Below are 26,703 nucleotides of genomic sequence, written 5' to 3'. Positions count from 1 at the left end.
TCCGTGCATCGAGGCGGCTTCAGGCCATGGCCATGGACAACTGGCCGGATTCATAGCCATTGAGACGCTCGATGACGTCCGCCGCCGGCGCGGGACGGGAGAAGTAGAAGCCCTGAATCCAGCCACAACCGTGCGATACCAGGTACTCACGCTGCTCTGCCGTCTCGACACCCTCCGCGATCATCTCCATGCCCAGCCCCTTGGCCATCGCCAATACCGCCATGGTGATGGCCGCATCGGAGCGCTCCCCCGGCAAGCTGCGAATGAAGGCGCGATCCAGCTTGAGCTTGTCCACTGGCAGATCCTTCAGATAGGACAGCGACGAATAGCCGGTCCCGAAATCATCCACCGCGATCTGGTGGCCTCTGCTGCGCAGGGTCGCCAGCCGGCGCGAGATGTCACCGGCGCGCTCATCCAGCAACACCGATTCGGTCAATTCCAGGCCGATGCTGTCCGCCGGCACGTCATACTCCAGCAGCAGCGCGGCCAGCGAGGCCTCGAAATTGCCCTGTATCAGCTGCAGTGCCGAGACATTCACCCAGATGCACAGGCGGTGTCCCGCACGTCGCCAGTTCGCCTGCTGCTGCACGGCCTCGCGCAGCACCCAGTTGCCCAGTCGCAGCATCAGGCCATGGCGCTCGGCCAGCGGGACGAAGTCAGCAGGTGACACCGGCCCACGCAATGGATGCTGCCAGCGCAGCAGCGCCTCGACACTGCTCACCTTGCCGGTACTGGCCTGATGCTGACACTGGTAGTGCAGCTGCAACTGGCCATGGCTCTCGAGCGCTGCCCGTAGATCGTTGGCCAATCCCAGCTGGAGATCGGCACCGGAGTCCAGCGCCGGCTGGAAGCGCATGTCGATATTGCGACCGTGGCGCTTGGCGGCGTAGAGCGCGCTTTCCAGGCGCTGCATCACCACTTCGGGATCACGCCCGTCCTCCGGTGCACGACAGCTGCCGATCGAGAGCGCCAGGTGGAGAATCTGATCGTCCACTTCCAGTGGCTGGGTCAGCGTCGAGCGCAGCTCTTCGATCCACTCACCGTGGTCTCCCCCCGCCGTGGTTCGCAGAATCACGAACTCGTCACCGCCGATGCGTCCTGCGACACCGCCGCGTGCCAGCTCCGTGAGGCGCCGCGCGAACAGCTTGAGCAGACGGTCTCCCCCCTCGGTGCCCAGCGAGTCGTTGATGCTCTTGAGGGCGTCGATGTCGATCAGCGCCAGGTCCAGGGCTTCACCGGCCCGCAAGCTGCCCAGACGACTCACCATCAGGTCACTCAGACGACGTCGATTGGGCAGGCCGGTCAGAGTGTCCTCCAGCCCGATGCGCTGCAGGTCTTCCTCCCGCGCCTTGTGGCGCGAGATATCCGAGAACAGCGCGATGTGGAACACCTCTCCTGCGCGCTCCATGCGTCGCGCCCTCAGCCACTCAGGGTACTCATCGCCCTGCTTGCGCCGGTTCCAGACCTCGCCCTCCCAATAGCCATGCACCGCCAGGGCCTGCCAATAGCGGCGATAGAAGTCCTCGTCATGGCGACCCGAGGACAGCAGGGAGGGGTTGCGCCCGATGATCTCCTCCGGCGCGTAGCCGGTGATCCGACTGAAGGCGGCATTCACCGCCAATACCTTGTTCTGACTATCACTGATCAGGAGTCCATCGCTGCTGAGGTGCACGGCCGCCTCCAGCAACTCGCGCCGCAGATGCAGTCGGCGCATCAACCGCAGGATGTCCGCGCCTGCCAGGATGACCGGTATCAGCGCGCACAGTCGCAGTTCGAGGCCTGGCAGCCACGGCATCAGGCACAGAGCAATGACTCCCCCCCAGATGAGGGGGCGATTGAAGGAAGCATTCGGCCACATACCGGACCCTCGGTCGAGATGACGATATCCACTACACGGTTTCATCATGCAAATGGCCACTTCACAGCCAGGCTGGCCCGCGCACCAATGCTGCCCATTCTCCACGGAAATGTCATGCCAGCCCGCTGACACCCATCGTCTTATCGACTGGCACGCCAAAAGCTGAAGCAGATATTTGCACCGCCCCATGGTGCCCTTTAGTCTGCCCCCCACGTGCATTCAGTGGGGCCAGCCATTAGACTAGCCCCATTCGGGCGTTGTTACGCCCCGTACGGCATAACCATCCCGCTACTCGGAATGACTCAGTGACCAAGCAACACTCCTTTACTCGCGACGAGCTGCTGGCCTGCGGCCAGGGCGAACTCTTCGGCCCGGGCAATGCGCAACTGCCTGCTCCCAACATGCTGATGCTGGATCGCATCACTCACATCAGTGAGGAAGGCGGTAGCCACGGCAAGGGGCAGTTGATCGCTGAGCTCGATATCACTCCGGACCTGTGGTTCTTCGACTGCCACTTCCCGGGCGATCCGGTCATGCCGGGCTGCCTGGGCCTCGATGCCATGTGGCAACTGGTCGGATTCCACCTCGGCTGGCTTGGCAACCCGGGCCGCGGTCGTGCGCTGGGCTGCGGAGAAGTGAAATTCTCCGGTCAGGTCCTGCCGACCGCCAAGAAGGTGACCTACACCATCAACATCAAGCGGGTCATCACTCGCAAGCTGATCCTCGGCATCGCCGATGGCACAGTCACCGTTGATGGCCGCGACATCTATCAGGCCAACGACCTGCGCGTCGGTCTGTTCACCTCCACTGCGAACTTCTGAACGGGAGGCTCCCATGCGTAGAGTGGTAGTCACCGGGCTGGGCATTGTTTCCTGCCTGGGCAATGATCGCCAGCAGGTCCTGGAATCCCTCCAAGAGGGACGTTCCGGTATCCGCCGCAAAGAGGAATACGCCGAGCTTGGCTTCCGCAGCCAGGTCGCGGGCGTAGTCGACATCAACCTCGAAGACCATATCGATCGCAAGCAACTGCGTTTCATGGGAGATGCCGCGGCGTATGCCTACATCTCCATGGAGCAGGCGATCGCTGATTCCGGCCTGAGCCCGGAGCAGGTCTCCAACGAGCGTACCGGCCTGATCGCCGGTTCCGGTGGCGCATCTTCCGCCAACCAGGTCGAGGCCGCTGACATCATGCGCGCCAAGGGCCTGCGCCGCGTCGGACCGTACCGCGTCACCCGCACCATGGGCTCCACCGTCTCCGCGTGCCTGGCCACGCCGTTCAAGATCAAGGGCATCAACTACTCGATCTCCTCGGCCTGTGCGACATCGGCTCACTGCATCGGCAGCGCTGTCGAGCAGATCCAGCTGAACAAGCAGGACGTGGTCTTCGCTGGCGGCGGTGAAGAAGAACACTGGACACTGTCCTGCCTGTTCGATGCCATGGGCGCGCTCTCCACCAGTTACAACGACTCGCCGGAAACCGCGTCTCGTCCGTACGACACCACCCGTGACGGCTTCGTCATCGCTGGCGGTGGCGGCATGCTGGTACTGGAAGAGCTGGAGCACGCCAAGGCACGTGGCGCCAAGATCTACGCCGAAGTGACAGGCTACGGCGCAACGTCAGACGGCCACGACATGGTGGCACCGTCCGGTGAAGGCGCCGCACGCTGCATGCGTCAGGCGATGGCAACCGTGAACGGCAAGATCGACTACATCAATACTCACGGCACCTCGACGCCAGTGGGTGATGTCGCCGAACTCAAGGCCATCCAGGAAGTCTTCGGTGCGGACAGCCCGGCGATGAGCTCCACCAAGTCGCTGACCGGCCACTCTCTGGGCGCCACTGGCGTGCAGGAAGCCATCTACTCGCTGCTGATGATGGAGAACGACTTCATTGCCGCCTCCGCCAACGTCAGCGAACTGGATGAACGCGCCGACGGCCTCGATATCGTCACCACTCGCCGTGATGGCGTAAAGATCGAGCGTGTGCTCTCCAACAGCTTCGGCTTCGGTGGCACCAACGCCTGTCTGATCCTGGAGCGCTTCCAGGACTGAGATCATGAATCTCTGACCGGTGATGCATGACACGAAAAGGCCGCCCCATGGGGCGGCCTTTTTGCTGGTAGCGAGCTATCGGCTGGCTTTCACATCACTTCACCGCCCGACTTCCTCCAATCGGAGCGCTCAGACGCCCACGCTGTCTGCCGGTGCCTTTTCCTCGAGTGGCGGACGTGGAGTGCGGGATATCCGCTGCAAGGTGTCTTCCACCCACCCCTCGACATCCGCGATCACCGCATCCGGCTTGCGGCCGGTGGTCTCGATCGCAGGCCCGAAGACGACATGCAGGGTGCCAGAACGCTTGATCCAGCTGTCATTGGGCCAGATCTCGCCTGCATTGTGGGCCACCGGGACGACCGGCACTCCAGCACGACAGGCAATCGCGGCACCTGACTTGTTGAATTTCTTGCGCGTCCCCGGTGCCAGGCGCGTCCCTTCCGGGAAGATCAGCACCGTGAAGCCATCCTTGAGCCGCTGCGTTCCCACGCTCAACACCTGCTTGAGCGCCTTGGCGGGCTGCTTGCGGTCCAGCGGAATCGGCTCAAGCAGCTTGAGCCCCCAACCGAAGACGGGAATCTTGAGCAACTCCTGCTTGAGCACGGTGCACAGCGGCCGCTTGACCACCTGCAGATAGATGGTTTCCCACTCACTCTGGTGGTTGGAGAGCAGAACGCATGCCCCTTCGGGCAGCTGCTCACGTCCGCTGACCTCTACCCTGACGCCACAGGTAAGACGGAACCACCAGAGCACAAGGTGGTTGTAACTATGCAGAACGCGATAACGTGCCTTGAGCGGCAAGCAGGCTGCCACGGGTACCAGCACCAGGGCACTGAGCAGCAACGCCATGAAATAACCGAAGTAAAACAACACACTACGCAGTGCATTCACAGTAAAGATCTCCGCACGTCAGACATCCTCTTGAGGTGAGGTCACCGGGGTGCGCTGTGCCACCCAATCGTCCAGCAGGCGGGACAGCTCCAGCCGCCAGGGTTTCTGATGCACCCCGAAGGTCTCCAGCACTCGTCGACAGTTGAGCACTCGGCGCAGCGGAGTTCCCGAGTTGAGCGTCAACGCCTTGATCGGGCCGGGTGATACCTCCTCCCCGATCCCCTCGAGCCGAGTGATCAGCTGAGTCCGCACCACGCTGATGAAGGCGTAACTGCTGACAGGCTCGGTACCCGCCAGATGATAGGCGCCCCAGGAACCCGCACCGCAACGTTGCTGTTGCAGCATGCCGACCAGCGCCATGGCCACGGCGTCGACACTGGTCGGGCACAGGATGACGTCTTCCGCAGCGCGGACTTCCTGACCCGCGAGCAACGACTCGATCAGCGTCGGCAGCCAGGCATCACGGCCATCGGGGCCGAACAACGGCCCGAGACGCACGATCAGATGGCTCGGCAATTCGGCGCGGATACGGTCGCCCGTGGCGATGACCCGACGCAATGCCGTATCGATGGGGGACGGCACCTCTTCCTCATCGAGCAAGCCTTCCCCGCCCTGCTCGAACATCTGGTCCGCCACGCACCACACCAGCGGCGTGTCTGTCTCGACACAGGCCGCCAGCACGGCTTCCACGTGCTCGGCATGCGCCGTGACGTCTGCCGGTGCCGAGTCCGCAGGACTGACGAAGGGAGGCACGATCACCACATCCGCGCGATGCGAGCGAATATCACTGGCGTCGATACGCACGGCATCGAGCACTTGAAGCTCGAGATCCGTACGGGTGTTGGCCACTCGGGCCAGGCCGAGGCTCAGGCAATGCCCGGCATCCAGCAGCAAGAGTTTCACAGGCACACTCCGGCAAACAGACGCATCGGCACGAAGCGTGCCGATGCAAAGGCGACATTCTATCAACCTTGCAGGCTGGCTGCAGGCCCGTTGTCGCGCCGGGGACCAGAGGTGAGCAGCACCCCTCCCAGCGGCTGGGGGCGACCGATACCATAGCCCTGAACGAGATCGACACCGATCTGCTCAAGTGCCGGCAGCAACTCACGTCGCTCCACGTATTCGGCGATGGTGACGATGCCCATCTGGGCACAGATGCGGCAGATGGCCGAGACGATGGCAGCGTCCAGGCTGTCACGGGTCAGATTGCGCACGAAGGCGCCATCGATCTTGAGCTGATTGACGGGCAACTCCTTGAGATAGGCGAAAGAGGACATTCCGCTGCCGAAATCGTCCAGCGAGAAGCTGCAGCCAAGGCGACGAATGCCACGAATGAATTCGCGTGCTTGCGCCAGATTGCTGATGGCGGCCGTCTCGGTGATCTCGAAGCACAATCGCTCAGGCGCCACGCCACTCTCCTCGATCATGGTGATCAGCTGATCGCGCAATGGCATGTCACTCAGGCTTTGCCCCGAGAGATTGATGGCCAGGATGGCGTCTTCTTCAATGCGCCCGTCATTGGATTTCAGTACCTGCAGCGCTTCAGTGACGACCCAGACATCAATGGCAGGCATCAGCCCGAAGCGCTCGGCAGTGCCCATGAAGTGGGCCGGGGTCATATGCTCGCCCTCGGCATTGACGTAGCGCAGCAATACTTCGTAGTAAGGCCCACTGGAAGGGCGGCACAACGATTCAATCGGCTGGATATAGAGCGTGAAGAAGCGTTTCTCCAGCGCTTCCTGCAACAGAGGCAACCATTGGAGCTCGCGCTGGGCACGCTCGAGCCCGGCATCTTCCTCGTGATAGGCATGCACCTGGTTGCGACCATTCTGCTTGGCCATGTAACAGGCCGCGTCGGCCTGACGCAGCACTTCCGTGGCCGGTGCACTCCCCGTGATGGACGCCAGGCCGATGCTGACACCCAGCTGGAACTGACGCCCATCCTCGAGATAACGATAATCCGCGATGGTCGAGCAGAGTCTCGAGGCGCGCTCCAGTGCCTGTTCACGATTGCATCGGTAGAGGATGACCGCGAATTCATCGCCTCCCAGACGGGCGAGCACATCAGAATCCCGGATCTGCTCGCGCATCAGATGCGCAATCTCGCGCAGCACGGTATCCCCCGCTGCATGACCGCAGGTGTCGTTGATGACCTTGAAGAAGTCGAGATCCAGATACAGCAATTGATGCAGATCGCCGTCTTCCAGCGAGGCCCCCAGAGCATCATCGAAGGCACTGCGGTTCTGCAGCCCCGTCAGACTGTCATGATGGGCCTGGAAATCGAGCCGACGAATCATCGCCTGGCGATAACTGATGTCACGGAAGACCAGCACGGCACCTTCCACCTCATCATTGCGAGCGCGTACCGGAGACGCCTTGAGCTCTATCGCACACTCACTGCCATCCCTGGCGACCAGCAGGGTCTGGTTCGCCATGTGCACGACCTCCCCGCGGCTGAGCACGACATCCAGGTGGGTATCCATCATGTGGAGGGAGCCCTCATGGCGCAATTGCAGAATGCGCGCCCAGGGGCGGCCCCGGGCCAGCGCGGGATCCCAGCCACACAATTCTGCCGCGATGGGATTGATGTGGCGGATCATTCCCTCCCGATCAAGGCTGATCACCCCTTCATCGATGGAATCCAGCATCACGGTCACCTGATCCCGTTCGTGACGCAATTCCCGGGTGCGGTACTCCAGCAGACCGCTCAACCGCGCCCGATAGTGTCGACTGCGCCGCACACGACTTTCTGCCTTCAGCGCCAGCAACGTCAGTCCCAGCACGGCCAGTGAGGCAACCCCGAGTATCACTGCCAGCCAGACATGCTGCCCTCCCCCCGAACGAAGCGGGGGAGCCGGCATCACCGAGTCAGGCACCACTTCCATCGCCGCCATGCCCAGATAGTGCATCCCTGCGATCGCTCCCCCCATCAGCAACGCAGCAAGGGCCTGATAACTGCGACGCGGGCGGCGTTGATGCAGAAAGAGCCCTCCAAGCCAAAGCGCAGCCGTCGAGGCGATGACGGCCACCAGAATCGACAGTCCCAACAACGGGGCATCGTAGCGATACGCCATCGGCATCTGCATCGCCGCCATGCCGAGATAGTGCATCGAAGCGATCCCGCCCCCCATCACCGCTCCGCTGCCAAACAGCCATGGCAGCGTCAAGCGCGACAGCGTGTTGGCCCACAGCGCCAGTCCGGAAGAGAGCACGGCCACCATCATCGAGAGTAGCGTCAAGCCCCACTCATAGGTGACCGACGTACCGATGTCATAGGCCAGCATGCCGATGAAATGCATTGACCAGATGCCCAGGCCCATCGCCAGAGCCCCACCCAGCAGCCACCCCAGGCGACTGGCACGCGACACCGACAGCGCGACCTGCCGAATCAGCTGCAAGGCAGCATGAGATGCCAGTACCGCGACCAGAATGGAAAGCAATACCAGTGAGGGGGAATAGCTACCATGCATGAATGACCTCAATCATCGGGGGCCTGCCAAGGGGAACGAGCTGAAAGTGGACATACACTTGAAACGATAGTTTACCTGCAAGGTACGGAACTGCCTGATTTTTTCCTCCACGCTCAGTGTCCTCAAGCGAGACGACAGCGTGATGGCCCGATCATCGGACTCGGGGCTTCCTCCCTTACGCTCGCAGAGCGACTTTGGATGTATCGGCCGATATCCTGGCAGATGGAGGGGGAATGCCTGAAAACCTCCCCGCCCTCTCACGCAGCACCCTCGATACCTCGAGAGGTTTCCTTTGCCTCCAGAAACGAAAAACCCCCGCTGAGCGGGGGTTCAAGACAATATGGATGACCATGGAGCTGATGATCAGAACGGAATCTCATCATCGAAATCGTCAAAGCTGCCAGCCGGCGGCGCGCCGAAATTGTTGTTCTGCGAGTTCTGCTGAGGAGGCTGATGAGCGGGCTGCTGAGCCGGAGGCGGAGTGTGCGGGGCCGGCGGCTGACCACCGAAGTTGCCACCCTGCTGCGGTGCCGGCGGCTGGCCGCCGAACTGGCCACCCTGCTGCGGAGCTGCCGCGGCCTGCTGCTGGCCACCATACTGACCACCTTGCTGAGGTGCCTGCTGGGGACGACCGCCGCCACTGAAGCCGCCACCGCCGCCGCCTTCACCACGGGTATCCAGCATCTGCATGTCATTGGCGACGATTTCGGTGCTGTAGCGGTCGTTGCCGTTCTGATCCTGCCACTTGCGCGTCTGCAGACGACCTTCGATATAGAGGCGTGAGCCTTTCTTGACGTATTGCTGAGCGATTTCCGCCAGCTTGTTGAACATCACCACACGGTGCCATTCGGTACGTTCCTGACGCTGACCGCTCTGACGGTCATTCCAGGTATCCGTGGTGGCGAGGTTGAGGTTGCACACCGCACTACCGGACGGAGTGAAACGGACTTCCGGATCCTGACCGAGATTACCGATCAGAATGACCTTGTTTACGCCGCGAGCCATGAAGATTACTCCTGAAAATAGACCGGTGCACATCAGGCACCGGCGAAGGTATCGAGTGCACTGACAGTGATCTGCCAGTGTCAGGGTTCAGCTGGCAGGTGCCTCGGCACCTGCCGGAGTTTCGCCATCACGCTGACGAGTGAAAGTCGCCAGCGCCTTGTCATCCAGTGTATCGCGTGTGACCTTCAGATAGGCGACCTGTTCCTCACGCACGACCAGAGCTTCTTCCACGCCGGCAATGGCCAGCAGGCGCGTCTGCAACTCGACGGCCGGAAGCCTCGCGGCTTCTGGCGACAGGCCGACCACTTCACTGCCAAGATGTCGCGGCGGCTGCATGTTCCAGACCACAGCCAGCCACAGCAGCGCCAGCAACCCCATGCCGAAGAAGACGCCACTCAGCCCGAAATGGCCCGTCAGCCAGCCGCCGCCGACACCCCCCACGAAGGCACCGAGGAACTGGCTGGTCGAATACACCCCCATCGCGGTGCCCTTGGCACCGGCCGGCGCCAGCTTGGAGATCATCGACGGCAAGGTGGCTTCCAGCAGATTGAAGGCCACGAAGAACAGCCACAGCAGGCCAAGGAAGGGCACGAGACCTGCGTGCTCGATGCCATCCACCCCCAGCAGCAACAGGCTTGTCGCGATGGTCGCCACGGCGCCCAGGAAGACCGGCTTCATGCGGCGGTACTTCTCGGCCACGATGACCAGCGGAAGCATGGCGACAAACGCCAGGCCCATCAAGGGCAGATAGACCCAGCCATGATGGGCGGGCGCGATGCCGAAGTTGACCAGCTGCTGCGGGATGGCCACGAAACAGGCCGTGAGGATCATGTGCAGCGCAAAGATCGACACATCCATGCGCAACAATGCGGAATTCGCAAGAATGCCCTTGAGCTGGCGACGATCAAGCCCCACATCTTGATGCTGACGCCTGGGTGCAGCAGGCACCAGTTTCCAGAGTACGAACACGCTCGCCACGGCCATGATGGCCGTCAGCCAGAAGACGCCCGAAAGTCCGAACGCATCCGCGGTCAGGGGTCCCGCGACCATCGCCAGCGCGAAGGCGACGCCGATCGACATGCCGATGGAGGCCATCGCCATCGTGCGCACCTCCTCTCGCGTCTGATCGGCCAGCAGCGCCATGATCGCACCTGCCACGGCACCGCTGCCCTGCAGGCAACGACCAAGGATGATCATCTCGATGCTGTCGGCATTTGCCGCGACCAACGAGCCAAGGATGAACAGCCCGAGTCCGAAGCCGATCACGGCCTTGCGCCCGAGGCGATCGGACAACCAGCCGAAGGGGATCTGCAGCAGTGCCTGGGTCAGGCCATACCCGCCCAACGCGACGCCGACCAGCGTCGGCGTCGCGCCAGCCAGATCACGGGTGTAGAGCGCCAGCACCGGCAACACCATGAACAGCCCGAGCATGCGGGTGGCATACAGGCTGGCAAGGCCGACGATGGCGCGACGTTCCGGCGCTAGCAGTCGAGAGGTCTTCATGGATGGCGGCGGGCTCCGGAGCAGGACAGTCAAGAAAGGGAGGCCGACCACGCGGGTCGCCAGAGAGTAGACTCCATGGGTGCTGATCACCGATGGACTGCACATTCTAAGGCTCGCCTGTCGGCTTTGAAAGCATGCAGCCTTTGCCGGGCGTTTCGCCCGCGCCTTATAATCGTTGCTTTTATCGACGCAGCCCGAGGTGGCAATGGACAGGATTCAGGTCAGGGGTGCGCGCACCCACAACCTCAAGAACATCGATGTCGAACTGCCGCGTGACAAGCTGATCGTGGTGACCGGGCTCTCCGGTTCCGGCAAGTCGTCACTTGCCTTTGACACACTCTATGCCGAGGGACAGCGGCGCTACGTCGAATCACTGTCCACCTATGCTCGCCAGTTTCTGTCGATGATGGAAAAACCGGATATCGACCACATCGAGGGTCTGTCACCGGCGATTTCCATCGAGCAGAAATCGACATCGCACAACCCCCGCTCCACCGTCGGTACCATTACCGAGATCTACGACTACCTGCGCCTTCTGTACGCTCGCGCCGGGACGCCGCGTTGCCCGGACCACGACATCGATCTGGAAGCCCAGACTATCTCGCAGATGGTCGATCAGGCGCTGGCCCTGCCCGAGGGCAGCAAGCTGATGCTGCTGGCACCGGTAGTCAGCGGGCGCAAGGGCGAGCACCTGCAACTGCTTTCCGAGCTGCGCGCCCAGGGCTTCGTCCGCGCGCGTATCGATGGCCTCATCGTCGAGCTGGATGACCTCAAGCCGCTGGAGAAGAACAAGAAGCATGATATCGACGTCGTCGTTGATCGCTTCAAGGTGCGCGAGGACCTCAAGCAGCGTCTGGCCGAGTCCTTCGAGACCGCACTGAACCTGGCCGATGGCAGCGCACGGCTGCACTTCATGGATGGCGAACAGGAAGACCTGGTGTTCTCCTCGCGCTTCGCCTGCCCGGTGTGTGGCTATGCCCTGGCCGAGCTGGAGCCACGCCTGTTCTCCTTCAACAACCCGGCTGGCGCCTGCCCGACCTGTGACGGTCTCGGGGTGAAGCAATACTTCGACCCGGAGAAGCTGATCAGCCATCCGGAGCTGTCGCTGGCCGAGGGCGTGATCAAGGGCTGGGACCGTCGCAGCGTCTATTACTTCAGCCAGCTGCAGTCCGTCGCCGAGCACTATGGTTTCGCTCTGGAAGCCGCCTGGGAATCACTCAGTGATGAAGCGCGTGATGCCGTGCTCAATGGCAGCGGACGTGAGGACATCGCGTTCAGCTACGTCAATGACCGCGGCCGCAAGGTGACGCGCGAACATCCCTTCGAGGGCGTACTGCCCAACATGGAGCGGCGCTACCGTGAGACCGAATCCAACATGGTGCGCGAGGATCTCGCCCGCTATCTGGCCGTTCAACCCTGCCCGAGCTGCGATGGCTCGCGTCTGCGCCGCGAGGCACGCAATGTCTACGTCGACAATCGCACCCTCGCCGAGGTCGTGCGCCAGCCGATCGGCGAAGCGTGGGAAGAGTTCGGCAAGCTGAGCCTGCCCGGGCGCAAGGGCGAGATCGCTGCCAAGATCGTCAACGAGATCCAGGCGCGCCTCGAGTTCCTCGTCAATGTCGGCCTCGACTATCTGACGCTGGAGCGCAGCGCCGACACCCTTTCCGGGGGTGAGGCACAGCGCATCCGTCTTGCCAGCCAGATCGGCGCCGGCCTGGTCGGCGTGATGTACATCCTCGATGAGCCCTCCATCGGCCTGCATCAGCGTGACAATGATCGCCTGCTCAAGACACTGGTTCACCTGCGTGATCTGGGCAACACCGTGATCGTGGTCGAGCATGATGAAGATGCCATCCGTGCCGCGGACCACGTACTCGATATCGGCCCAGGCGCCGGCGTGCACGGCGGCGAGATCGTCGCCCAGGGCACCCCGGCGCAGATCGAGGCGACGCCCGGCTCATTGACCGGACAGTACCTGAGTGGCGAGCGTGAGATCGCCGTGCCGCCCTATCGCCTGCCCGCCAATCCCGAAAAGGTGCTGCGCCTGACAGGTGCCACCGGCAACAACCTGCAGAACGTGACGCTGACGCTGCCGACAGGCCTGCTGACCTGCATCACCGGCGTCTCCGGCTCAGGCAAGTCGACACTGATCAACGCCACGCTGATGCCGCTGGCCGCCCGTGAGCTCAATCGTGCGACCACGCTGACCCCGGCGCCCTACGGCAAGATCGAGGGACTGGATCTGTTCGACAAGATGGTGGACATCGATCAGAGCCCCATCGGGCGTACACCTCGCTCCAACCCCGCCACCTATACCGGGATCTTCACGCCGATCCGCGAGCTGTTCTCCGGGACCCAGGAAGCGCGCGCGCGCGGCTACAAGCCGGGCCGCTTCAGCTTCAACGTCAAGGGTGGGCGCTGCGAAGCCTGTCAGGGCGATGGCCTGATCAAGGTCGAGATGCACTTCCTGCCTGACATGTACGTGCCCTGCGATGTCTGCAAGGGCAAGCGCTACAATCGTGAGACGCTCGAGGTCCAGTACAAGGGCAAGAACATCCATGAAGTGCTGGAGATGACCATCGAGGAGGCACTGGAGTTCTTCTCACCGGTGCCCGCCATCGCGCGTCGACTGCAGACACTGATGGATGTCGGCCTGTCCTACGTTCGCCTCGGCCAGAGCGCGACCACGCTCTCCGGCGGGGAAGCCCAACGCGTCAAGCTGGCGCGCGAGCTGGCCAAGCGCGATACCGGCAAGACGCTCTACATCCTCGATGAACCGACCACCGGCCTGCACTTCGAGGATATCCGACAACTGCTGGTGGTCCTGCACCGCCTGCGCGATCACGGCAACACCGTCGTCGTCATCGAGCACAACCTGGATGTGATCAAGACCGCTGACTGGCTGATCGATCTGGGTCCGGAAGGCGGCTCAGGCGGGGGGCAGATCATCGCCGAGGGGACACCGGAGCAACTGGCAACGCAGGAGGTCTCGCATACCGGTCGCTTCCTGGCACCGCTGCTGAAGCGCCAGAGAGCCTCCAACGCCAAGACAGGCGCTCAAGACACGTCAGCGGACAGCAAGCCGTCCAATGGCGGGAAGCCCGGCAGCAAGAAGAAGGCAGAAACCAGCAACTGACCTTCGTCAGGTGCCCCAGCGACACCCCTGACTCCTTCGTACCGTTTCCTTGCGGAACGTGACGAGTCAGGGCTTGCCCATGACGCCTGGCCGCATGGGCTGCCCAACCGACAGGCCTGTCTATCAGGCATAAAAAAAGGCCAACCCCGAAGGGTTGGCCTTTTCTTGTGGACGAAGCAAGCCGAAGCTTACTCTTCGCCCGCTGCCTCGGAGGCAGCCGGACGATCGACCAGCTCGACGAATGCCATCGGGGCATTGTCACCGGCACGATAGCCACACTTCAGGATGCGCAGGTAACCGCCCGGACGGGTGGTGTAGCGCGGGCCGAGCTCATTGAAGAGCTTGCCGACCGCTTCCTTGGAACCGGTACGAGAGAACGCCAAACGACGGTTCGCAACGGAATCCTGCTTGGCCAGGGTGATCAGCGGCTCGATATGACGACGCAGTTCCTTGGCTTTCGGCAGGGTAGTCTTGATGACTTCGTGCTCTACCAGAGAGATGCACATGTTCTTGAACATGGCTTCACGGTGAGAGCTGGTACGGTTCAGGTGACGACCACTCTTACGATGACGCATGGTTGTGATTCCTTACCAGTCTGGGGCTTGAGCCGACCGGGCTTCCTTAAGCGGAAGCCTTGTCGTCCTTCAGGCTTGCGGGCGGCCAGTTTTCCAACCGCATGCCGAGGGACAGACCACGCGCGGACAGCACGTCCTTGATTTCATTCAAGGACTTCTTGCCGAGATTCGGGGTCTTCAGCAGCTCAACTTCGGTGCGCTGAATGAGATCACCGATGTAATAGATATTCTCGGCCTTGAGACAGTTCGCACTGCGAACGGTCAGCTCAAGATCGTCTACGGGACGGAGAAGGATCGGATCGATTTGATCTTCCTCTTCTTCGACTTCCTGTTCCTTGTCTGCTTCCAGATCAACGAAGGCGGCCAGCTGCTCCTGCAAGATGGTTGCGGAGCGGCGGATCGCTTCTTCCGGATCCAGCGTGCCGTCGGTTTCCAGGTCAATCACCAGCTTGTCAAGGTTGGTGCGCTGTTCAACACGCGCCGCCTCGACAGCATAGGAGACCCGGCGAACCGGCGTGAAGGTCGCATCCAGCTGGAGACGGCCAATGGCACGTGATTCGTCATCTGCAGAGAGACGCGCGTCAGCCGGTTCGTAGCCGCGGCCACGAGCGATCTTGAGTTGCATCTTCAGCTCGCCACCATCATTCAGGTGAGCGATGACGTGATCCGGATTTACGATTTCGAGATCATGGTCACCGGCGATGTCGCCAGCAGTCACGATGCCCGGGCCCTTCTTGTTCAGCGCCAGCACAGCTTCGTCGCGACCATGCATCTTGATGGCCACGTCCTTGAGGTTCAGCAGGATTTCGATGACATCCTCCTGTACCCCTTCAATGGCGCTGTACTCGTGCAGAACGCCTTCGATCTCAGCTTCCACGACGGCACAGCCGGGCATGGAAGACAGCAGGATGCGACGCAGAGCATTCCCCAGGGTGTGGCCGAAACCACGCTCGAAGGGCTCGAGGACGATCCGCGCATGATGGGCGCTGACTTCCTCGACCTTGATATCGCGAGGACGGAGAAACTCTGTCACTGAGCGCTGCATAAGAACACCTTTAAGGCTGCCAAACGGATAATCTGGGTACTCCAGCCGGGCCGACGAATCAGCCCGGCATCACATTACTTGGAGTACAGCTCGACGATCAGGTTTTCGTTGATATCGGCAGACAGGTCGCCACGCTCGGGGACAGCCTTGAAAGTGCCTTCCATCTTCTTGGAGTCGACGTCGACCCAGGAGACATCACCGCGGTTGGCAGCGAGTGCCAGAGACTGCTGGATGCGAGCCTGGTTCTTGGCCTTCTCACGAACGGTAACCACATCACCGGCCTTCACATTGAAGGAAGCGACGTTGACGGTACGGCCGTTCACGGCGATCGCCTTGTGGCTGACCAGCTGACGTGCCTCGGAACGCGTGGAGCCGAAGCCCATGCGGTAGACGACGTTGTCGAGGCGAGCCTCGAGGAGCTGGAGCAGAACCTCACCAGTCGCGCCTTTCACGCGAGCGGCTTCTTTGTAGTAATTGCGGAATTGCTTTTCCAGAACGCCGTACATGCGACGAACCTTCTGCTTTTCACGCAACTGCAGGCCGTAGTCTGAAAGACGTTGACGGCGCTGGCCATGAACACCCGGGGGTTGTTCGGATTTGCACTTCTTCTCGAACGGAGTCACGCCACTCTTCAGGAAGAGGTCGGTGCCTTCACGACGAGACAGTTTGCACTTCGGTCCAATATAACGAGCCATGAGTCTGTCTCCTTAAACGCGGCGTTTCTTCGGCGGACGGCACCCATTATGCGGGATGGGGGTCACGTCGGTGATGCTTTGCACGCGGAAGCCTGCGGCATTGAGAGCACGCACGGCGGACTCACGACCCGGGCCCGGGCCCTTGACCAGCACGTCGACGTTCTTCACACCATATTCGGCTGCAGCGGTCGCTGCACGTTCACTTGCGACTTGCGCAGCGAACGGGGTGCTCTTGCGAGAACCACGAAAACCCGAACCACCGGCAGTTGCCCAGGAGAGAGCATTGCCCTGGCGGTCTGTGATCGTCACGATAGTGTTGTTAAAAGAGGCATGGATATGCGCGATGGCATCCACTACCTGCTTTTTAACCTTCTTGCGCTTACTCGGGTTAGCCATTAGATGTTTCCTGTCTAAACGCCAGTTCGTTTACTTGCGAATCGGTTTACGCGGACCTTTGCGTGTACGTGCGTTGGTCTTGGTGCGCTGACCGCGCAACGGAAGACCACGACGATGGCGCAGGCCACGATAGCAACCGAGGTCCATGAGACGCTTGATGTTCAGCGTGATCTCACGACGCAGGTCGCCTTCGACGGTGTACTTACCCACCTCGGCACGAACCAGGTCCAGTTGTTCAACAGACAGATCAGCGATCTTGACGCTCGGTTCTAAACCGAGAGCGGCGCAGATCTGCTGTGCACGCGTACGGCCAATCCCGAAGATATAAGTCAGCGAGATCGCCGCGTGCTTGTTGTCCGGGATATTGACGCCAGCAATACGGGCCATCAGTTTTCTCCGAAAGGTTAGCGGCGGATTTTACATCCACAAAGGGCGCAATAGCATACCCCTTGATCCCGTTGGGAACAAGGGGGTATGCCAGCACCCGAGCTTGTATTCAGCTAAGCGGGGTCGAGGGATTAACCCTGACGCTGCTTGTGGCGCGGCTCAGTGCAGATGACCCGCACTGCGCCACGACGCCGAATGATCTTGCAGTTACGGCAAATTTTCTTGACGGAAGCTCGAACTTTCATCGTTCTCTCCAGTTTGCTAACAGGGGCTGCGCAATCAGCGCATCATGCCACCGCTGCCATAGCCTTTGAGGTTGGCCTTCTTCATCACCGACGCATACTGATTTGACATCAGATGCGACTGCACCTGGGCCATGAAGTCCATGACCACCACAACCACGATGAGCAGAGAGGTACCGCCGAAATAGAACGGAACCTGCCAGGCGACAACGAGGAATTGCGGCATCAGGGAGACGAGGGTGATGTAGAGGGCGCCGAACAGCGTCAGGCGAGTCATCACCTTATCGATGTAACGGGCCGTCTGTTCGCCTGGGCGAATCCCCGGCAGGAAAGCTCCTGACTTCTTGAGGTTGTCAGCAACATCCTTGGGATTGAAGACCAGCGCCGTGTAGAAGAAGCAGAAGAATACTACAGCGGCAGCGAAAAGCAAGATGTACAGTGGCTGGCCCGGCCCGAGAGCCTGAGAAGCCGTCTGCAACCATTGCATGCTTTCACTCTGGCCAAACCATTGGCCCATCGATGCAGGGAACAGCAGGATGCTTGACGCGAAGATCGGCGGGATGACCCCGGCCATGTTGACCTTCATCGGCAAGTAGCTGCTCTGACCGGCATACATCTTGTTGCCCACCTGACGGCGCGGATAGTTCACCGTGATGCGGCGTTGACCGCGTTCGATGAACACCACAAAGGCAACGGTAACGACTGCGAGCAGCGTCAGCGCCAGCAGCGGAAGCACATTCCAGGCACCATCATTGCGCGCCAGTTCGAAAGACTGGCCGATGGCACTCGGCAGCCCGGCGACAATACCAGCAAAGATGATCAGTGAGATCCCGTTGCCGATACCCTTCTCGGTGATCTGCTCTCCCAGCCACATCAGGAACACTGCACCAGCCACGAACGTACTCACGGCGGTGAAGTAGAAGCTGAAGTCAGCGGAATAGGCGACACCGTTTCCGACCAGTCCGACTGCCATGCCGATCGATTGGACCAGGGCCAGTACGACCGTGCCGTAGCGCGTGTACTGGCTGATCTTGCGACGACCGGCCTCACCTTCCTTCTTCAACTGCTCTAGCTGAGGCGAGACCACCGTCAGGAGCTGCATGATGATCGACGCGGATATGTAGGGCATGATGCCCAACGCGAAGATACTCATTCGCTCCAGTGCACCACCGGAGAACATGTTGAACATGCTCAGGATGGTGCCCTGGTTTTCCCTGAACAAGGCAGCAAGCTGGTCAGGATTGATACCGGGAACGGGGATGTGTGCACCGATTCGGTACACCACGATGGCGATGAACACGAAGCGCAAACGCGCCCAGAGTTCGCTCAACCCACTTCCCTGCATCGCCGGTACGTTTCCTGACTTAGCCATTTAGTCCTCTACCTTGCCACCGGCAGCTTCGATCGCAGCACGGGCACCCTTGGTGACCTTGATGCCGCGGACCGTGACTGCCTTGTCCAGTTCGCCGGAGAGCATGACCTTCGCGAACTTCGTGGAATCACGAAGCACGTTGGCCTTCTTCAGCGTTTCGAGGTCGACGATATCACCGTCTACCAGTGCCAGCTCGCTCAGGCGCACTTCTTCGGAAACCAGAGATTTCGCGGAAGTGAAACCAAACTTCGGCAGGCGACGCTGCATAGGCATCTGACCGCCTTCGAAGCCCGGCTTGACGCTGCCACCGGAACGGGACTTCTGGCCCTTGTGGCCACGACCGCCGGTCTTACCAAGACCGGAGCCGATACCACGACCGACACGCTTTGCAGCGTGCTTGGAGCCCGGGGCCGGACTCAGGGTATTCAATTTCATGGATTACTCTCCCTCAACACGGACAAGGTAATGAACCTTGTTGATCATGCCGCGTACCGCGGGGGTGTCTTCCAGCTCGACAGTGTGACCGATGCGACGCAGCCCAAGGCCTTTCATGGTGGCCTTGTGCTTTTCGAGGACGCCGATGGTGCTGCGGATCTGGGTTACCGTGATCTTAGCTGCCATGGTGCCTTACCCCGCAATCTTGTCGACAGACAGGCCACGCTTGGCGGCGATGTCTTCCGGAGATTTCATGGCAGCGAGACCGTTGATGGTCGCGCGCACCACGTTGACCGGATTGGTGGAACCGTAGCACTTGGCCAGGACGTCATGGACGCCTGCCAGTTCGAGCACGGAACGCATCGCACCGCCGGCAATGATGCCGGTACCTTCGGATGCTGGCTGCATGTAGATCTTGGATGCGCCGTGACGAGCCTTCACCGGGTACTGCAGGGTGTGGCCCTTCAGGTCAACCTTGATCATGTTGCGACGAGCTTGGTCCATTGCCTTCTGGATCGCGACCGGCACTTCACGCGCCTTGCCACGACCGAAGCCAACACGACCATTGCCGTCACCAACGACAGTCAGAGCGGTGAAACCGAAGATACGGCCGCCCTTGACTACCTTGGCGACGCGGTTGATCTGCACGAGCTTCTCTTGCAGGTCACCGCCCTTCTGTTCGATATTCGCCATCGTAAAACCCTTTAGAATTCCAGGCCGCCTTCACGTGCGGCATCGGCCAGGGCCTTCACGCGACCGTGGTACTTGTACCCGGAGCGATCGAAAGCCACTTGCTTGATACCCGCTTCCTTCGCGCGCTCGGCAATCAGAGCACCCACCTTGGCGGCGGAGTCCGAGTTACCGGTAGAACCTTCGCGCAGGCTCTTGTCGAGCGTGGATGCGGTGGCCAGGACCTGGCCGCCATCCGGCGAGATGATCTGCGCGTAGATGTGACGCGGGGTGCGGTTCACGCACAGGCGAAACACGCCCAGCTCGCGGATTTTCGCACGAGCGCGGCGGGCACGACGGAGACGAGATTCTTTCTTCGCGTTCATAACCCTGCCTTACTTCTTCTTGGCTTCTTTACGACGGACGACTTCGTCGCTGTACCGAATACCTTTGCCCTTGTAGGGCTCCGGCGGACGGAACGCGCGAATCTCTGCGGCGACCTGACCCAAAGCCTGCTTGTCAGCAGATTTCAGGACGATCTGAGTGTTCTTCGGCGTTTCAGCCGTAACACTTGCCGGCAGTTCATAGTCGACCGGGTGTGAGAAGCCCAGTGTCAGGTTGATTGTCTGGCCTTTGGCCTGGGCACGATAACCCACACCATTGATTTCCAGAGACTTTGTGAAGCCTTCGGAAACACCAGACACCATGTTGTTGACCAGAGCACGTGTGGTACCAACCATTGCCCAGTTCTTGGCAGTCTCAGCCGGGGCGAAGGTCATCTGACCTTCTTCCAGGTTGATGACCACGTCCTGGTGGACGGTCAGTTCCAGCTGGCCATTGCTGCCCTTCACGGTCAGCTTGTCGCCATCGAGTTTTGCCTCGACGCCGTTCGGCAATTTAACCGGATACTTGGCTACGCGGGACATTCCAAACTCCTAGAATACGGTGCAGAGGACTTCGCCGCCGACACCAGCTTGACGGGCCGCACGATCGGTCATCACGCCCCGGGAGGTGGAAACGATCGCAATACCCAGGCCATCTGCGACTTTCGGCAGCTCGCCCTTGCCTTTGTACTGGCGCAGGGACGGCTTGGAAACACGCTTGATGTTCTCGATAACCGCCTTGCCTTCAAAGTACTTGAGGGTCACGGTCAGTTCCGGCTTCGCGCCTTCTGCGACAGCAAACTCGGAAATGTAACCCTCTTCCTTCAATACGCGGGCCACTTCAACCTTGAGCTTGGAAGACGGCATGGTAACCGTCTCCTTGGTGGCCATCTGCGCATTGCGGATACGAGTGAACATATCCGCCAGAGTGTCTTGCATGCTCATTTACGTTGCGCTCCTGAATTCTTGCAGTGGTGTTACCAGCTGGACTTGGTCAGACCAGGCACGTCACCACGCATAGCGGCTTCACGCAGCTTGTTGCGGCTCAGGCCGAACTTGTTGTAGTAGCCGTGCGGACGGCCAGTGATACGGCAGCGGTTACGCTGACGGACCGGGCTGGCATCACGCGGCAGCTGCTGCAGTTTCAGCTGTGCGTCGAAGCGCTCTTCTTCAGAAGCGTTGACGTCATTGATGATGGTCTTCAGTGCGTCGCGCTTGGCGGCGTACTTTGCGACCAGCTTGGTGCGCTTGAGCTCACGCTCAACCATGCTTTTCTTTGCCATGATCCACCCTTATTTCTTGAACGGGAAGTTCAGCGCGCCCAGCAACGCACGACCTTCATCATCGGTGTTGGCGCTAGTGGTGATGGTGATGTCCAGGCCACGAATCCGGTCGATCTTATCATACTCGATCTCCGGGAAGATGATCTGCTCACGCACACCCATGGAGTAGTTTCCACGGCCATCGAAGGACTTCGGGTTCAGACCGCGGAAGTCACGAACGCGCGGGATAGCCACGTTCACGAGACGGTCCAGGAAGTCCCACATACGATCGCTGCGCAGGGTCACCTTGACACCGATCGGCCATCCTTCGCGGACCTTGAAGCCAGCGATGGACTTGCGTGCCTTGGTGATGATCGGCTTCTGACCAGACAGCATCTGGAGATCGGCAAACGCGTTGTCGATCAGCTTCTTGTCAGCGGTGGCTTCACCGATGCCCATGTTCAGGGTCACCTTGGTGATACGCGGCACCTGCATCACGTTGGCGTAGCCGAACTGCTCTTTAAGCTGGGCGGCCACTTCGTTCTGATAACGTTCTTTCAAGTTCGCCATGTTGTACCCGACTCGCGTTAGGCGTCGATCAGCTTCTGAGTCGACTTAAAGATGCGTACCTTAGTACCGTCTTCCTGAACCTGGATACCGACACGATCCGCCTTGCCGGTCTCCTGGTTGAAGATGGCCACGTTGGACGCGTGAATCGGAGCCTCGCGCTCGACGATACCCCCCTGGGTGCCCAGCATCGGGTTGGGCTTGGTGTGACGCTTGATCATGTTCACACCGGACACTAGCAGACGCTCACCTTTCAGCACCTTGCTGATGGTACCGCGCTTGCCCTTGTCCTTCCCGGCGATGACGATGACTTCATCGTCACGTTTGATCTTTTGCATATCCGCTTCCGCTCCTTACAGCACTTCGGGCGCCAGGGAAATGATCTTCATGAACTTCTCACTGCGAAGTTCACGGGTAACCGGGCCGAAGATACGGGTACCGATCGGCTGTTCGTTGGTGTTATTCAACAGAACGGCCGCATTACCGTCGAAGCGGATCACGGAACCGTCATTACGACGGACACCGGCTTTGGTACGAACGACCACTGCCTTCATGACTTGGCCTTTCTTGACCTTGCCACGCGGGATAGCTTCTTTGACGGTGACCTTGATGATGTCTCCAACACGAGCGTAACGGCGGTGTGAACCACCCAGCACCTTGATGCATTGCACCCGGCGCGCGCCACTGTTGTCGGCGACATCCAGCATTGTCTGAGTCTGAATCATCGGTTTTCTCCAAACCTAATCTGACTGCCTGGTGGGAACTGGCCTAGGGATCAACCCTTGGCCTGTTCAACCACCTCGACCAGGGTCCAGGCTTTCTTCTTGGACAGCGGACGAGTCTCGGCGATAGAGACGGTGTCACCGATCCGAGCCTGATTCGCCTCATCATGGGCGTGCAGCTTGGTGGAGCGTCTCAGGTACTTGCCATAGATCGGGTGACGCTCACGGCGCTCGACCATGACAACGATGGATTTTTCCATCTTGTCACTCACCACCTTGCCGGTGAGTGTGCGTGCTTTAGTTTCTTCGGCCATTTTACTCACCTGACTTCTGGTTGAGCACAGTCTTAACCTGAGCAATTTGGCGACGAGTCTGCTTGAGCAGGTGAACCTGGCTCAGCTGACCGGTAGCCTTCTGCATGCGCAGATTGAATTGCTCACGCAGCAGTTCGAACAACTGCTCCTGGAGCGCCTCGACTGACTTTTCACGGAGTTCTTGGGCTTTCATCACATCACCGTCCGCTTAACAAAGGTGGTGGAGATCGGCATCTTCATAGCGGCCAGACTGAATGCTTCACGGGCCAGCTCTTCGGATACACCTTCGATCTCGTAAAGGACCTTGCCGGGCTGGATCTGTGCGACCCAGTACTCGACAGAACCCTTACCTTTACCCATACGAACTTCCAACGGCTTGTTGGAAATCGGCTTGTCTGGGAAGACGCGGATCCAGATCTTACCGCCACGCTTGACGTGACGAGTGATGGCACGACGGCCAGCTTCGATCTGACGAGCGGTGATACGACCACGGCCGGTGGCTTTCAGGCCAAACTCACCAAAGCTTACCTTGCTTCCGCGATGCGCCAGGCCACGATTGCGACCTTTCTGCATCTTGCGGAATTTCATACGCTTGGGCTGTAACATCGATTACCCCCTTACTTGCCTTTCTTCTTGGGTGCGGACGCGGGCTGCTTCGCCTTGGCTCGCACCTCTTCGATGCCACCGAGGATCTCGCCTTTGAAGATCCAGACCTTGACACCAATGATGCCGTAGGTGGTGTGAGCTTCGAAGGTGGAGTAATCAATGTCAGCACGCAGGGTGTGAAGCGGAACGCGGCCTTCGCGGTACCATTCGGTACGGGCGATTTCGGCACCGCCGAGACGACCGGAGAGCTGAATCTTGATGCCCTTGGCGCCCAGACGCATTGCGTTCTGCACAGCACGCTTCATCGCACGACGGAACATGACACGACGCTCGAGCTGACCTGCCACATTGGCAGCGACCAGCTTGGCATCGAGTTCCGGCTTGCGAATCTCCTCGATGTTGATGTGGACGGGAACGCCCATCATCTCGGAAACTTCACGACGAAGGCGATCGACATCTTCACCTTTCTTACCGATCACGATACCCGGACGGGCAGTGTGAATGGTAATACGGGCGTTGTTTGCCGGACGCTCGATGCTGATGCGGCTCACGGAAGCGCTTTTCAGACGCTCTTCCAGGAATCCACGCACCTGCAGATCGTTGTTCAGTTTGTCGGCATAGGTAGCGCCTTCGGCGTACCAGACAGAGGTATGATCCTTGACAATACCCAGTCGGAAACCTGTCGGATTAACTTTCTGACCCATTGGTCGTCTCCTACTTCTCGGCTACCTTGACGGTGATATGACAAGTGCGCTTCAAGATGCGATCCGCACGGCCTTTGGCACGTGGCTGGATGCGCTTGAGCGTCATGCCCTCGTCGACACAGATAGTCGAGACGCGAAGCTCGTCAATGTCCATGCCGTTGTTTTCTTCCGCATTCGCGATCGCGGACTGCAGAACCTTGCGAACAATCTTCGCGGCCTTCTTCGGTGAGAAAGCGAGCAGATTCAGCGCCTCGGCGACCGGCTTACCGCGCACCTGGTCAGCCACCAAACGGGCCTTCTGGGCGGATAAACGAGCGCCGCGCAGCTTAGCAGCTACTTCCATCTCTTAAATCCTCTCTGGCTTACCGTTTGGCTTTTTTATCTGCAGCGTGCCCGCGGTATGTGCGGGTGGCAGCAAACTCGCCGAGCTTGTGACCGACCATTTCCTCAGAAACGAGAACCGGGACATGCTGGCGACCGTTATGGACGGCAATGGTGAGCCCGACCATGTTCGGCAGGATCATGGAACGACGCGACCAGGTCTTGATCGGTTTGCGGTCGTTCTTTTCCACTGCTGTCTCAACCTTCTTCAGCAGATGAAGGTCAATAAATGGACCTTTCTTCAGTGAACGTGGCACAGCCGTTACCTCTCAATATCTGTTACTTGGCCTTGCGGCGACGGACGATAAGCTTATCGGTGCGCTTGTTCTTGCGAGTCTTGTGACCCTTGGTCGGGACGCCCCACGGGCTGACCGGATGACGGCCACCAGAGGTACGACCTTCACCACCACCATGCGGGTGATCGACAGGGTTCATCGCGACACCGCGAACGGTCGGGCGCACGCCTCTCCAACGCTTAGCACCGGCCTTGCCCAGTTGACGGAGGCTGTGCTCGGAGTTGCCCACTTCGCCGAGTGTTGCACGGCATTCGGACAGCACCTTACGCATCTCGCCAGAGCGCAGACGCAACGTGGTGTAGTTACCGTCACGTGCCACGACCTGGGCACTGGTACCTGCACTACGAGCGATCTGAGCGCCCTTGCCCGGCTTCAGCTCTACACAGTGAACGGTGGAACCCACCGGGACATTGCGCAGCGGCAGAGCGTTGCCTTTCTTGATCGGTGCGTTGACACCGGACTCGAGACGGTCGCCAGCAGAGACACCTTTCGGTGCAATGATGTAGCGACGTTCGCCGTCGAGGTACTTCACCAGCGCGATGTTCGCGCTACGGTTCGGATCGTATTCCAGGCGCTCGACGATGGCCGGAATGCCATCCTTGTTGCGCTTGAAGTCGACCAGACGGTAATGGTGACGATGACCACCGCCGATGTGGCGAGTAGTGATGCGACCATTATTGTTACGACCACCGGACTTTGACTGCTTTTCAAGCAGCGGAGCGTACGCGCGACCTTTGAAAAGTTCGTCATTGACGACTTTTACCAGGTGGCGGCGACCGGCGGAGGTAGGTTTTGTCTTAACAATTGCCATGTTCCGTACTCCTGCCTTACTCGGCGCCAGAGAAGTCTTCGATGGTCTCGCCGGCGGCCAGAGTTACATAGGCCTTGCGATAACCAGCGCGACGACCAACACCGCGAGCGGTGCGCTTGGTCTTGCCTTTCATGTTCAGAACCTGAACACGATCGACTTTCTTGCCAAACAGCTCTTCGACGGCTTTCTTGATTTCGGGCTTTGTCGCGTCGCTGGCAACCTTGAACACGTACTGGTTGTTCTCGGCAGCGACCGCGGCCTTCTCGGTCATGTGAGGACCAAGCAGGACCTTGAATACGCGTTCCTGATTCATCCCAGGTTCTCCTCGAACTTGCGCAGGGCAGCGACAGTCATCAGCACCTTGTCGTAACCGACGAGGCTGACCGGGTCAGCGCCAGCGACATTGACGACGTCAACATACGGGATGTTGCGCGCAGCCAGGTACAGATTGACGTCCTGCTCTTCTGTGACGATCAGCGCTTTCTCAAGGCCCAGTTCCTGGAGCTTGGCGATCAGCAGCTTGGTCTTCGGAGCATCGACAGTGATTGCGTCGACCGCGACCAGGCGATCCTGACGGACCAGCTCGGACAGGATGGAACGCATGGCAGCGCGATACATCTTGCGGTTGACCTTGTGCGAGTGGTCCTGAGGACGTGCTGCAAAGGTCACACCGCCAGAACGCCACAGCGGGGAACGGATGGTACCGGCACGAGCGCGGCCAGTACCTTTCTGACGCCACGGCTTCTTGCCACCGCCGGACACGTCAGAACGGGTCTTCTGAGCCACGGTACCCTGACGCGCACCAGCCAGATAGGCGGTGACGACCTGGTGAACCAGAGCCTCGTTGAAGTCCTTACCAAAGGTAGCATCGGAGACGTCTACTGCGCCGCCTGCACCTGCAAGATTAAGATTCATCGGTTAATTCC

At 60.1% G+C, this 26,703-nt stretch carries 35 protein-coding genes; 3 read left to right on the top strand and 32 right to left on the bottom strand.

The genetic code is table 11. The features are described from left to right. Positions 1–19: 19 nt before the first annotated feature. A complete protein-coding gene (locus tag BFX80_RS00775; RefSeq protein ID WP_084207748.1) occupies positions 20–1,858 on the bottom strand; it encodes a putative bifunctional diguanylate cyclase/phosphodiesterase in 1,839 nt (612 codons plus the stop codon). Between the two features lie 305 nt (positions 1,859–2,163). On the opposite strand from BFX80_RS00775, the gene fabA reads away from it, so the two are divergent. After that, on the top strand, positions 2,164–2,679 hold the full coding sequence (gene fabA, locus BFX80_RS00770) for a 3-hydroxyacyl-[acyl-carrier-protein] dehydratase FabA (RefSeq protein ID WP_077373372.1): 516 nt from the start codon (positions 2,164–2,166) through the stop codon (positions 2,677–2,679). A gap of 13 nt (positions 2,680–2,692) precedes the next feature. Then, positions 2,693–3,910, top strand: coding sequence for a beta-ketoacyl-ACP synthase I (gene fabB, locus BFX80_RS00765; RefSeq protein WP_077373369.1), 1,218 nt, complete (start codon positions 2,693–2,695; stop codon positions 3,908–3,910). Positions 3,911–4,039: 129 nt separating this feature from the next. Here fabB and BFX80_RS00760 read toward each other — a convergent pair whose 3' ends face one another. From BFX80_RS00760 to BFX80_RS00740, 5 genes are all read right to left on the bottom strand, one after another. Beyond that, on the bottom strand, positions 4,040–4,801 hold the full coding sequence (locus BFX80_RS00760; protein ID WP_240499633.1) for a lysophospholipid acyltransferase family protein: 762 nt from the start codon (positions 4,799–4,801) through the stop codon (positions 4,040–4,042). Between the two features lie 18 nt (positions 4,802–4,819). Continuing rightward, complete coding sequence (locus BFX80_RS00755) at positions 4,820–5,704, bottom strand: sugar nucleotide-binding protein (RefSeq protein ID WP_077373366.1); 885 nt, start codon at positions 5,702–5,704, stop codon at positions 4,820–4,822. 62 nt (positions 5,705–5,766) lie between these two features. Continuing rightward, positions 5,767–8,271 (bottom strand): bifunctional diguanylate cyclase/phosphodiesterase, encoded by a 2,505-nt coding sequence (locus tag BFX80_RS00750; RefSeq protein ID WP_084207747.1) that lies wholly within the window; start codon positions 8,269–8,271, stop codon positions 5,767–5,769. 363 nt (positions 8,272–8,634) lie between these two features. After that, complete coding sequence (locus BFX80_RS00745; protein WP_077373360.1) at positions 8,635–9,276, bottom strand: single-stranded DNA-binding protein; 642 nt, start codon at positions 9,274–9,276, stop codon at positions 8,635–8,637. 87 nt (positions 9,277–9,363) lie between these two features. Further along, positions 9,364–10,779 carry an MFS transporter gene (locus tag BFX80_RS00740; RefSeq protein ID WP_084207746.1) on the bottom strand — a complete coding sequence of 472 codons (1,416 nt, stop codon included), beginning with the start codon at positions 10,777–10,779 and terminating at the stop codon, positions 9,364–9,366. Between the two features lie 205 nt (positions 10,780–10,984). On the opposite strand from BFX80_RS00740, the gene uvrA reads away from it, so the two are divergent. Beyond that, on the top strand, positions 10,985–13,915 hold the full coding sequence (uvrA, locus tag BFX80_RS00735; protein WP_084207745.1) for an excinuclease ABC subunit UvrA: 2,931 nt from the start codon (positions 10,985–10,987) through the stop codon (positions 13,913–13,915). 188 nt (positions 13,916–14,103) lie between these two features. Here the strand turns inward: uvrA and rplQ are convergent, their stop codons facing one another. The 26 genes from rplQ to rplD form a co-directional block, all read right to left on the bottom strand. Further along, complete coding sequence (gene rplQ, locus BFX80_RS00730; protein WP_065392559.1) at positions 14,104–14,490, bottom strand: 50S ribosomal protein L17; 387 nt, start codon at positions 14,488–14,490, stop codon at positions 14,104–14,106. Between the two features lie 46 nt (positions 14,491–14,536). Next, on the bottom strand, positions 14,537–15,535 hold the full coding sequence (locus BFX80_RS00725) for a DNA-directed RNA polymerase subunit alpha (RefSeq protein WP_065392560.1): 999 nt from the start codon (positions 15,533–15,535) through the stop codon (positions 14,537–14,539). A gap of 74 nt (positions 15,536–15,609) precedes the next feature. Further along, positions 15,610–16,230 (bottom strand): 30S ribosomal protein S4, encoded by a 621-nt coding sequence (gene rpsD, locus BFX80_RS00720; RefSeq protein ID WP_065392561.1) that lies wholly within the window; start codon positions 16,228–16,230, stop codon positions 15,610–15,612. Positions 16,231–16,242: 12 nt separating this feature from the next. Continuing rightward, on the bottom strand, positions 16,243–16,626 hold the full coding sequence (rpsK, locus tag BFX80_RS00715; RefSeq protein ID WP_043334827.1) for a 30S ribosomal protein S11: 384 nt from the start codon (positions 16,624–16,626) through the stop codon (positions 16,243–16,245). 30 nt (positions 16,627–16,656) lie between these two features. After that, positions 16,657–17,013 (bottom strand): 30S ribosomal protein S13, encoded by a 357-nt coding sequence (gene rpsM / locus BFX80_RS00710; protein ID WP_024950672.1) that lies wholly within the window; start codon positions 17,011–17,013, stop codon positions 16,657–16,659. A gap of 131 nt (positions 17,014–17,144) precedes the next feature. Continuing rightward, positions 17,145–17,258 (bottom strand): 50S ribosomal protein L36, encoded by a 114-nt coding sequence (gene rpmJ / locus BFX80_RS00705; RefSeq protein WP_077373351.1) that lies wholly within the window; start codon positions 17,256–17,258, stop codon positions 17,145–17,147. Between the two features lie 34 nt (positions 17,259–17,292). Beyond that, positions 17,293–18,627 (bottom strand): preprotein translocase subunit SecY, encoded by a 1,335-nt coding sequence (gene secY / locus BFX80_RS00700; RefSeq protein ID WP_065392562.1) that lies wholly within the window; start codon positions 18,625–18,627, stop codon positions 17,293–17,295. Further along, entirely contained in the window at positions 18,628–19,062 is a 435-nt protein-coding gene (rplO, locus tag BFX80_RS00695; RefSeq protein ID WP_065392563.1) for a 50S ribosomal protein L15, read from the bottom strand. Positions 19,063–19,065: 3 nt separating this feature from the next. Then, entirely contained in the window at positions 19,066–19,248 is a 183-nt protein-coding gene (gene rpmD / locus BFX80_RS00690) for a 50S ribosomal protein L30 (protein WP_024950669.1), read from the bottom strand. A 6-nt stretch (positions 19,249–19,254) separates the two neighbouring features. Continuing rightward, entirely contained in the window at positions 19,255–19,755 is a 501-nt protein-coding gene (gene rpsE / locus BFX80_RS00685) for a 30S ribosomal protein S5 (RefSeq protein ID WP_054556902.1), read from the bottom strand. A gap of 11 nt (positions 19,756–19,766) precedes the next feature. Next, entirely contained in the window at positions 19,767–20,117 is a 351-nt protein-coding gene (gene rplR / locus BFX80_RS00680) for a 50S ribosomal protein L18 (RefSeq protein ID WP_024950667.1), read from the bottom strand. A 9-nt stretch (positions 20,118–20,126) separates the two neighbouring features. Further along, positions 20,127–20,657: a 50S ribosomal protein L6 gene (rplF, locus tag BFX80_RS00675; protein WP_065392564.1), complete on the bottom strand. Its 531-nt coding sequence runs from the start codon at positions 20,655–20,657 to the stop codon at positions 20,127–20,129. A 9-nt stretch (positions 20,658–20,666) separates the two neighbouring features. Beyond that, positions 20,667–21,059, bottom strand: a complete 393-nt coding sequence (gene rpsH / locus BFX80_RS00670; RefSeq protein ID WP_065392565.1) for a 30S ribosomal protein S8 — start codon at positions 21,057–21,059, stop codon at positions 20,667–20,669. A 32-nt stretch (positions 21,060–21,091) separates the two neighbouring features. Next, positions 21,092–21,397 (bottom strand): 30S ribosomal protein S14, encoded by a 306-nt coding sequence (gene rpsN, locus BFX80_RS00665; protein ID WP_043334842.1) that lies wholly within the window; start codon positions 21,395–21,397, stop codon positions 21,092–21,094. 9 nt (positions 21,398–21,406) lie between these two features. Next, complete coding sequence (gene rplE, locus BFX80_RS00660) at positions 21,407–21,946, bottom strand: 50S ribosomal protein L5 (protein WP_065392566.1); 540 nt, start codon at positions 21,944–21,946, stop codon at positions 21,407–21,409. A 17-nt stretch (positions 21,947–21,963) separates the two neighbouring features. Then, a complete protein-coding gene (gene rplX, locus BFX80_RS00655; protein WP_043334846.1) occupies positions 21,964–22,281 on the bottom strand; it encodes a 50S ribosomal protein L24 in 318 nt (105 codons plus the stop codon). A gap of 15 nt (positions 22,282–22,296) precedes the next feature. Beyond that, positions 22,297–22,668 (bottom strand): 50S ribosomal protein L14, encoded by a 372-nt coding sequence (rplN, locus tag BFX80_RS00650; RefSeq protein ID WP_043334850.1) that lies wholly within the window; start codon positions 22,666–22,668, stop codon positions 22,297–22,299. A 50-nt stretch (positions 22,669–22,718) separates the two neighbouring features. Further along, entirely contained in the window at positions 22,719–22,979 is a 261-nt protein-coding gene (gene rpsQ / locus BFX80_RS00645) for a 30S ribosomal protein S17 (RefSeq protein WP_043334852.1), read from the bottom strand. Between the two features lies 1 nt (position 22,980). Continuing rightward, complete coding sequence (gene rpmC / locus BFX80_RS00640; RefSeq protein WP_024950659.1) at positions 22,981–23,172, bottom strand: 50S ribosomal protein L29; 192 nt, start codon at positions 23,170–23,172, stop codon at positions 22,981–22,983. Further along, the gene (gene rplP / locus BFX80_RS00635; protein ID WP_043334854.1) at positions 23,172–23,585 is read right to left on the bottom strand and encodes a 50S ribosomal protein L16; all 414 of its coding nucleotides are present in this window, start codon (positions 23,583–23,585) and stop codon (positions 23,172–23,174) included. Before rplP ends, rpmC begins: the two co-directional genes overlap by 1 nt. 11 nt (positions 23,586–23,596) lie before the next feature. Beyond that, the gene (gene rpsC / locus BFX80_RS00630; RefSeq protein WP_043334856.1) at positions 23,597–24,289 is read right to left on the bottom strand and encodes a 30S ribosomal protein S3; all 693 of its coding nucleotides are present in this window, start codon (positions 24,287–24,289) and stop codon (positions 23,597–23,599) included. Between the two features lie 10 nt (positions 24,290–24,299). Beyond that, positions 24,300–24,632 (bottom strand): 50S ribosomal protein L22, encoded by a 333-nt coding sequence (rplV, locus tag BFX80_RS00625; RefSeq protein ID WP_043334859.1) that lies wholly within the window; start codon positions 24,630–24,632, stop codon positions 24,300–24,302. Between the two features lie 19 nt (positions 24,633–24,651). Next, on the bottom strand, positions 24,652–24,927 hold the full coding sequence (rpsS, locus tag BFX80_RS00620; RefSeq protein ID WP_024950655.1) for a 30S ribosomal protein S19: 276 nt from the start codon (positions 24,925–24,927) through the stop codon (positions 24,652–24,654). Between the two features lie 22 nt (positions 24,928–24,949). Next, positions 24,950–25,777, bottom strand: a complete 828-nt coding sequence (gene rplB / locus BFX80_RS00615) for a 50S ribosomal protein L2 (protein WP_043334862.1) — start codon at positions 25,775–25,777, stop codon at positions 24,950–24,952. A 16-nt stretch (positions 25,778–25,793) separates the two neighbouring features. Next, positions 25,794–26,090: a 50S ribosomal protein L23 gene (gene rplW, locus BFX80_RS00610; protein ID WP_065392567.1), complete on the bottom strand. Its 297-nt coding sequence runs from the start codon at positions 26,088–26,090 to the stop codon at positions 25,794–25,796. Beyond that, positions 26,087–26,692 (bottom strand): 50S ribosomal protein L4, encoded by a 606-nt coding sequence (gene rplD, locus BFX80_RS00605; protein ID WP_065392568.1) that lies wholly within the window; start codon positions 26,690–26,692, stop codon positions 26,087–26,089. The genes rplW and rplD overlap by 4 nt, the downstream gene beginning before the upstream one ends. Between the last annotated feature and the right edge of the window lie 11 nt (positions 26,693–26,703).

Source organism: Cobetia marina (genome assembly GCF_001720485.1).
GTDB lineage: Bacteria > Pseudomonadota > Gammaproteobacteria > Pseudomonadales > Halomonadaceae > Cobetia > Cobetia marina.
The sequence above is the reverse complement of the archived record's forward strand: the minus strand, read 5'-3'. Positions and strand labels throughout refer to the sequence as shown.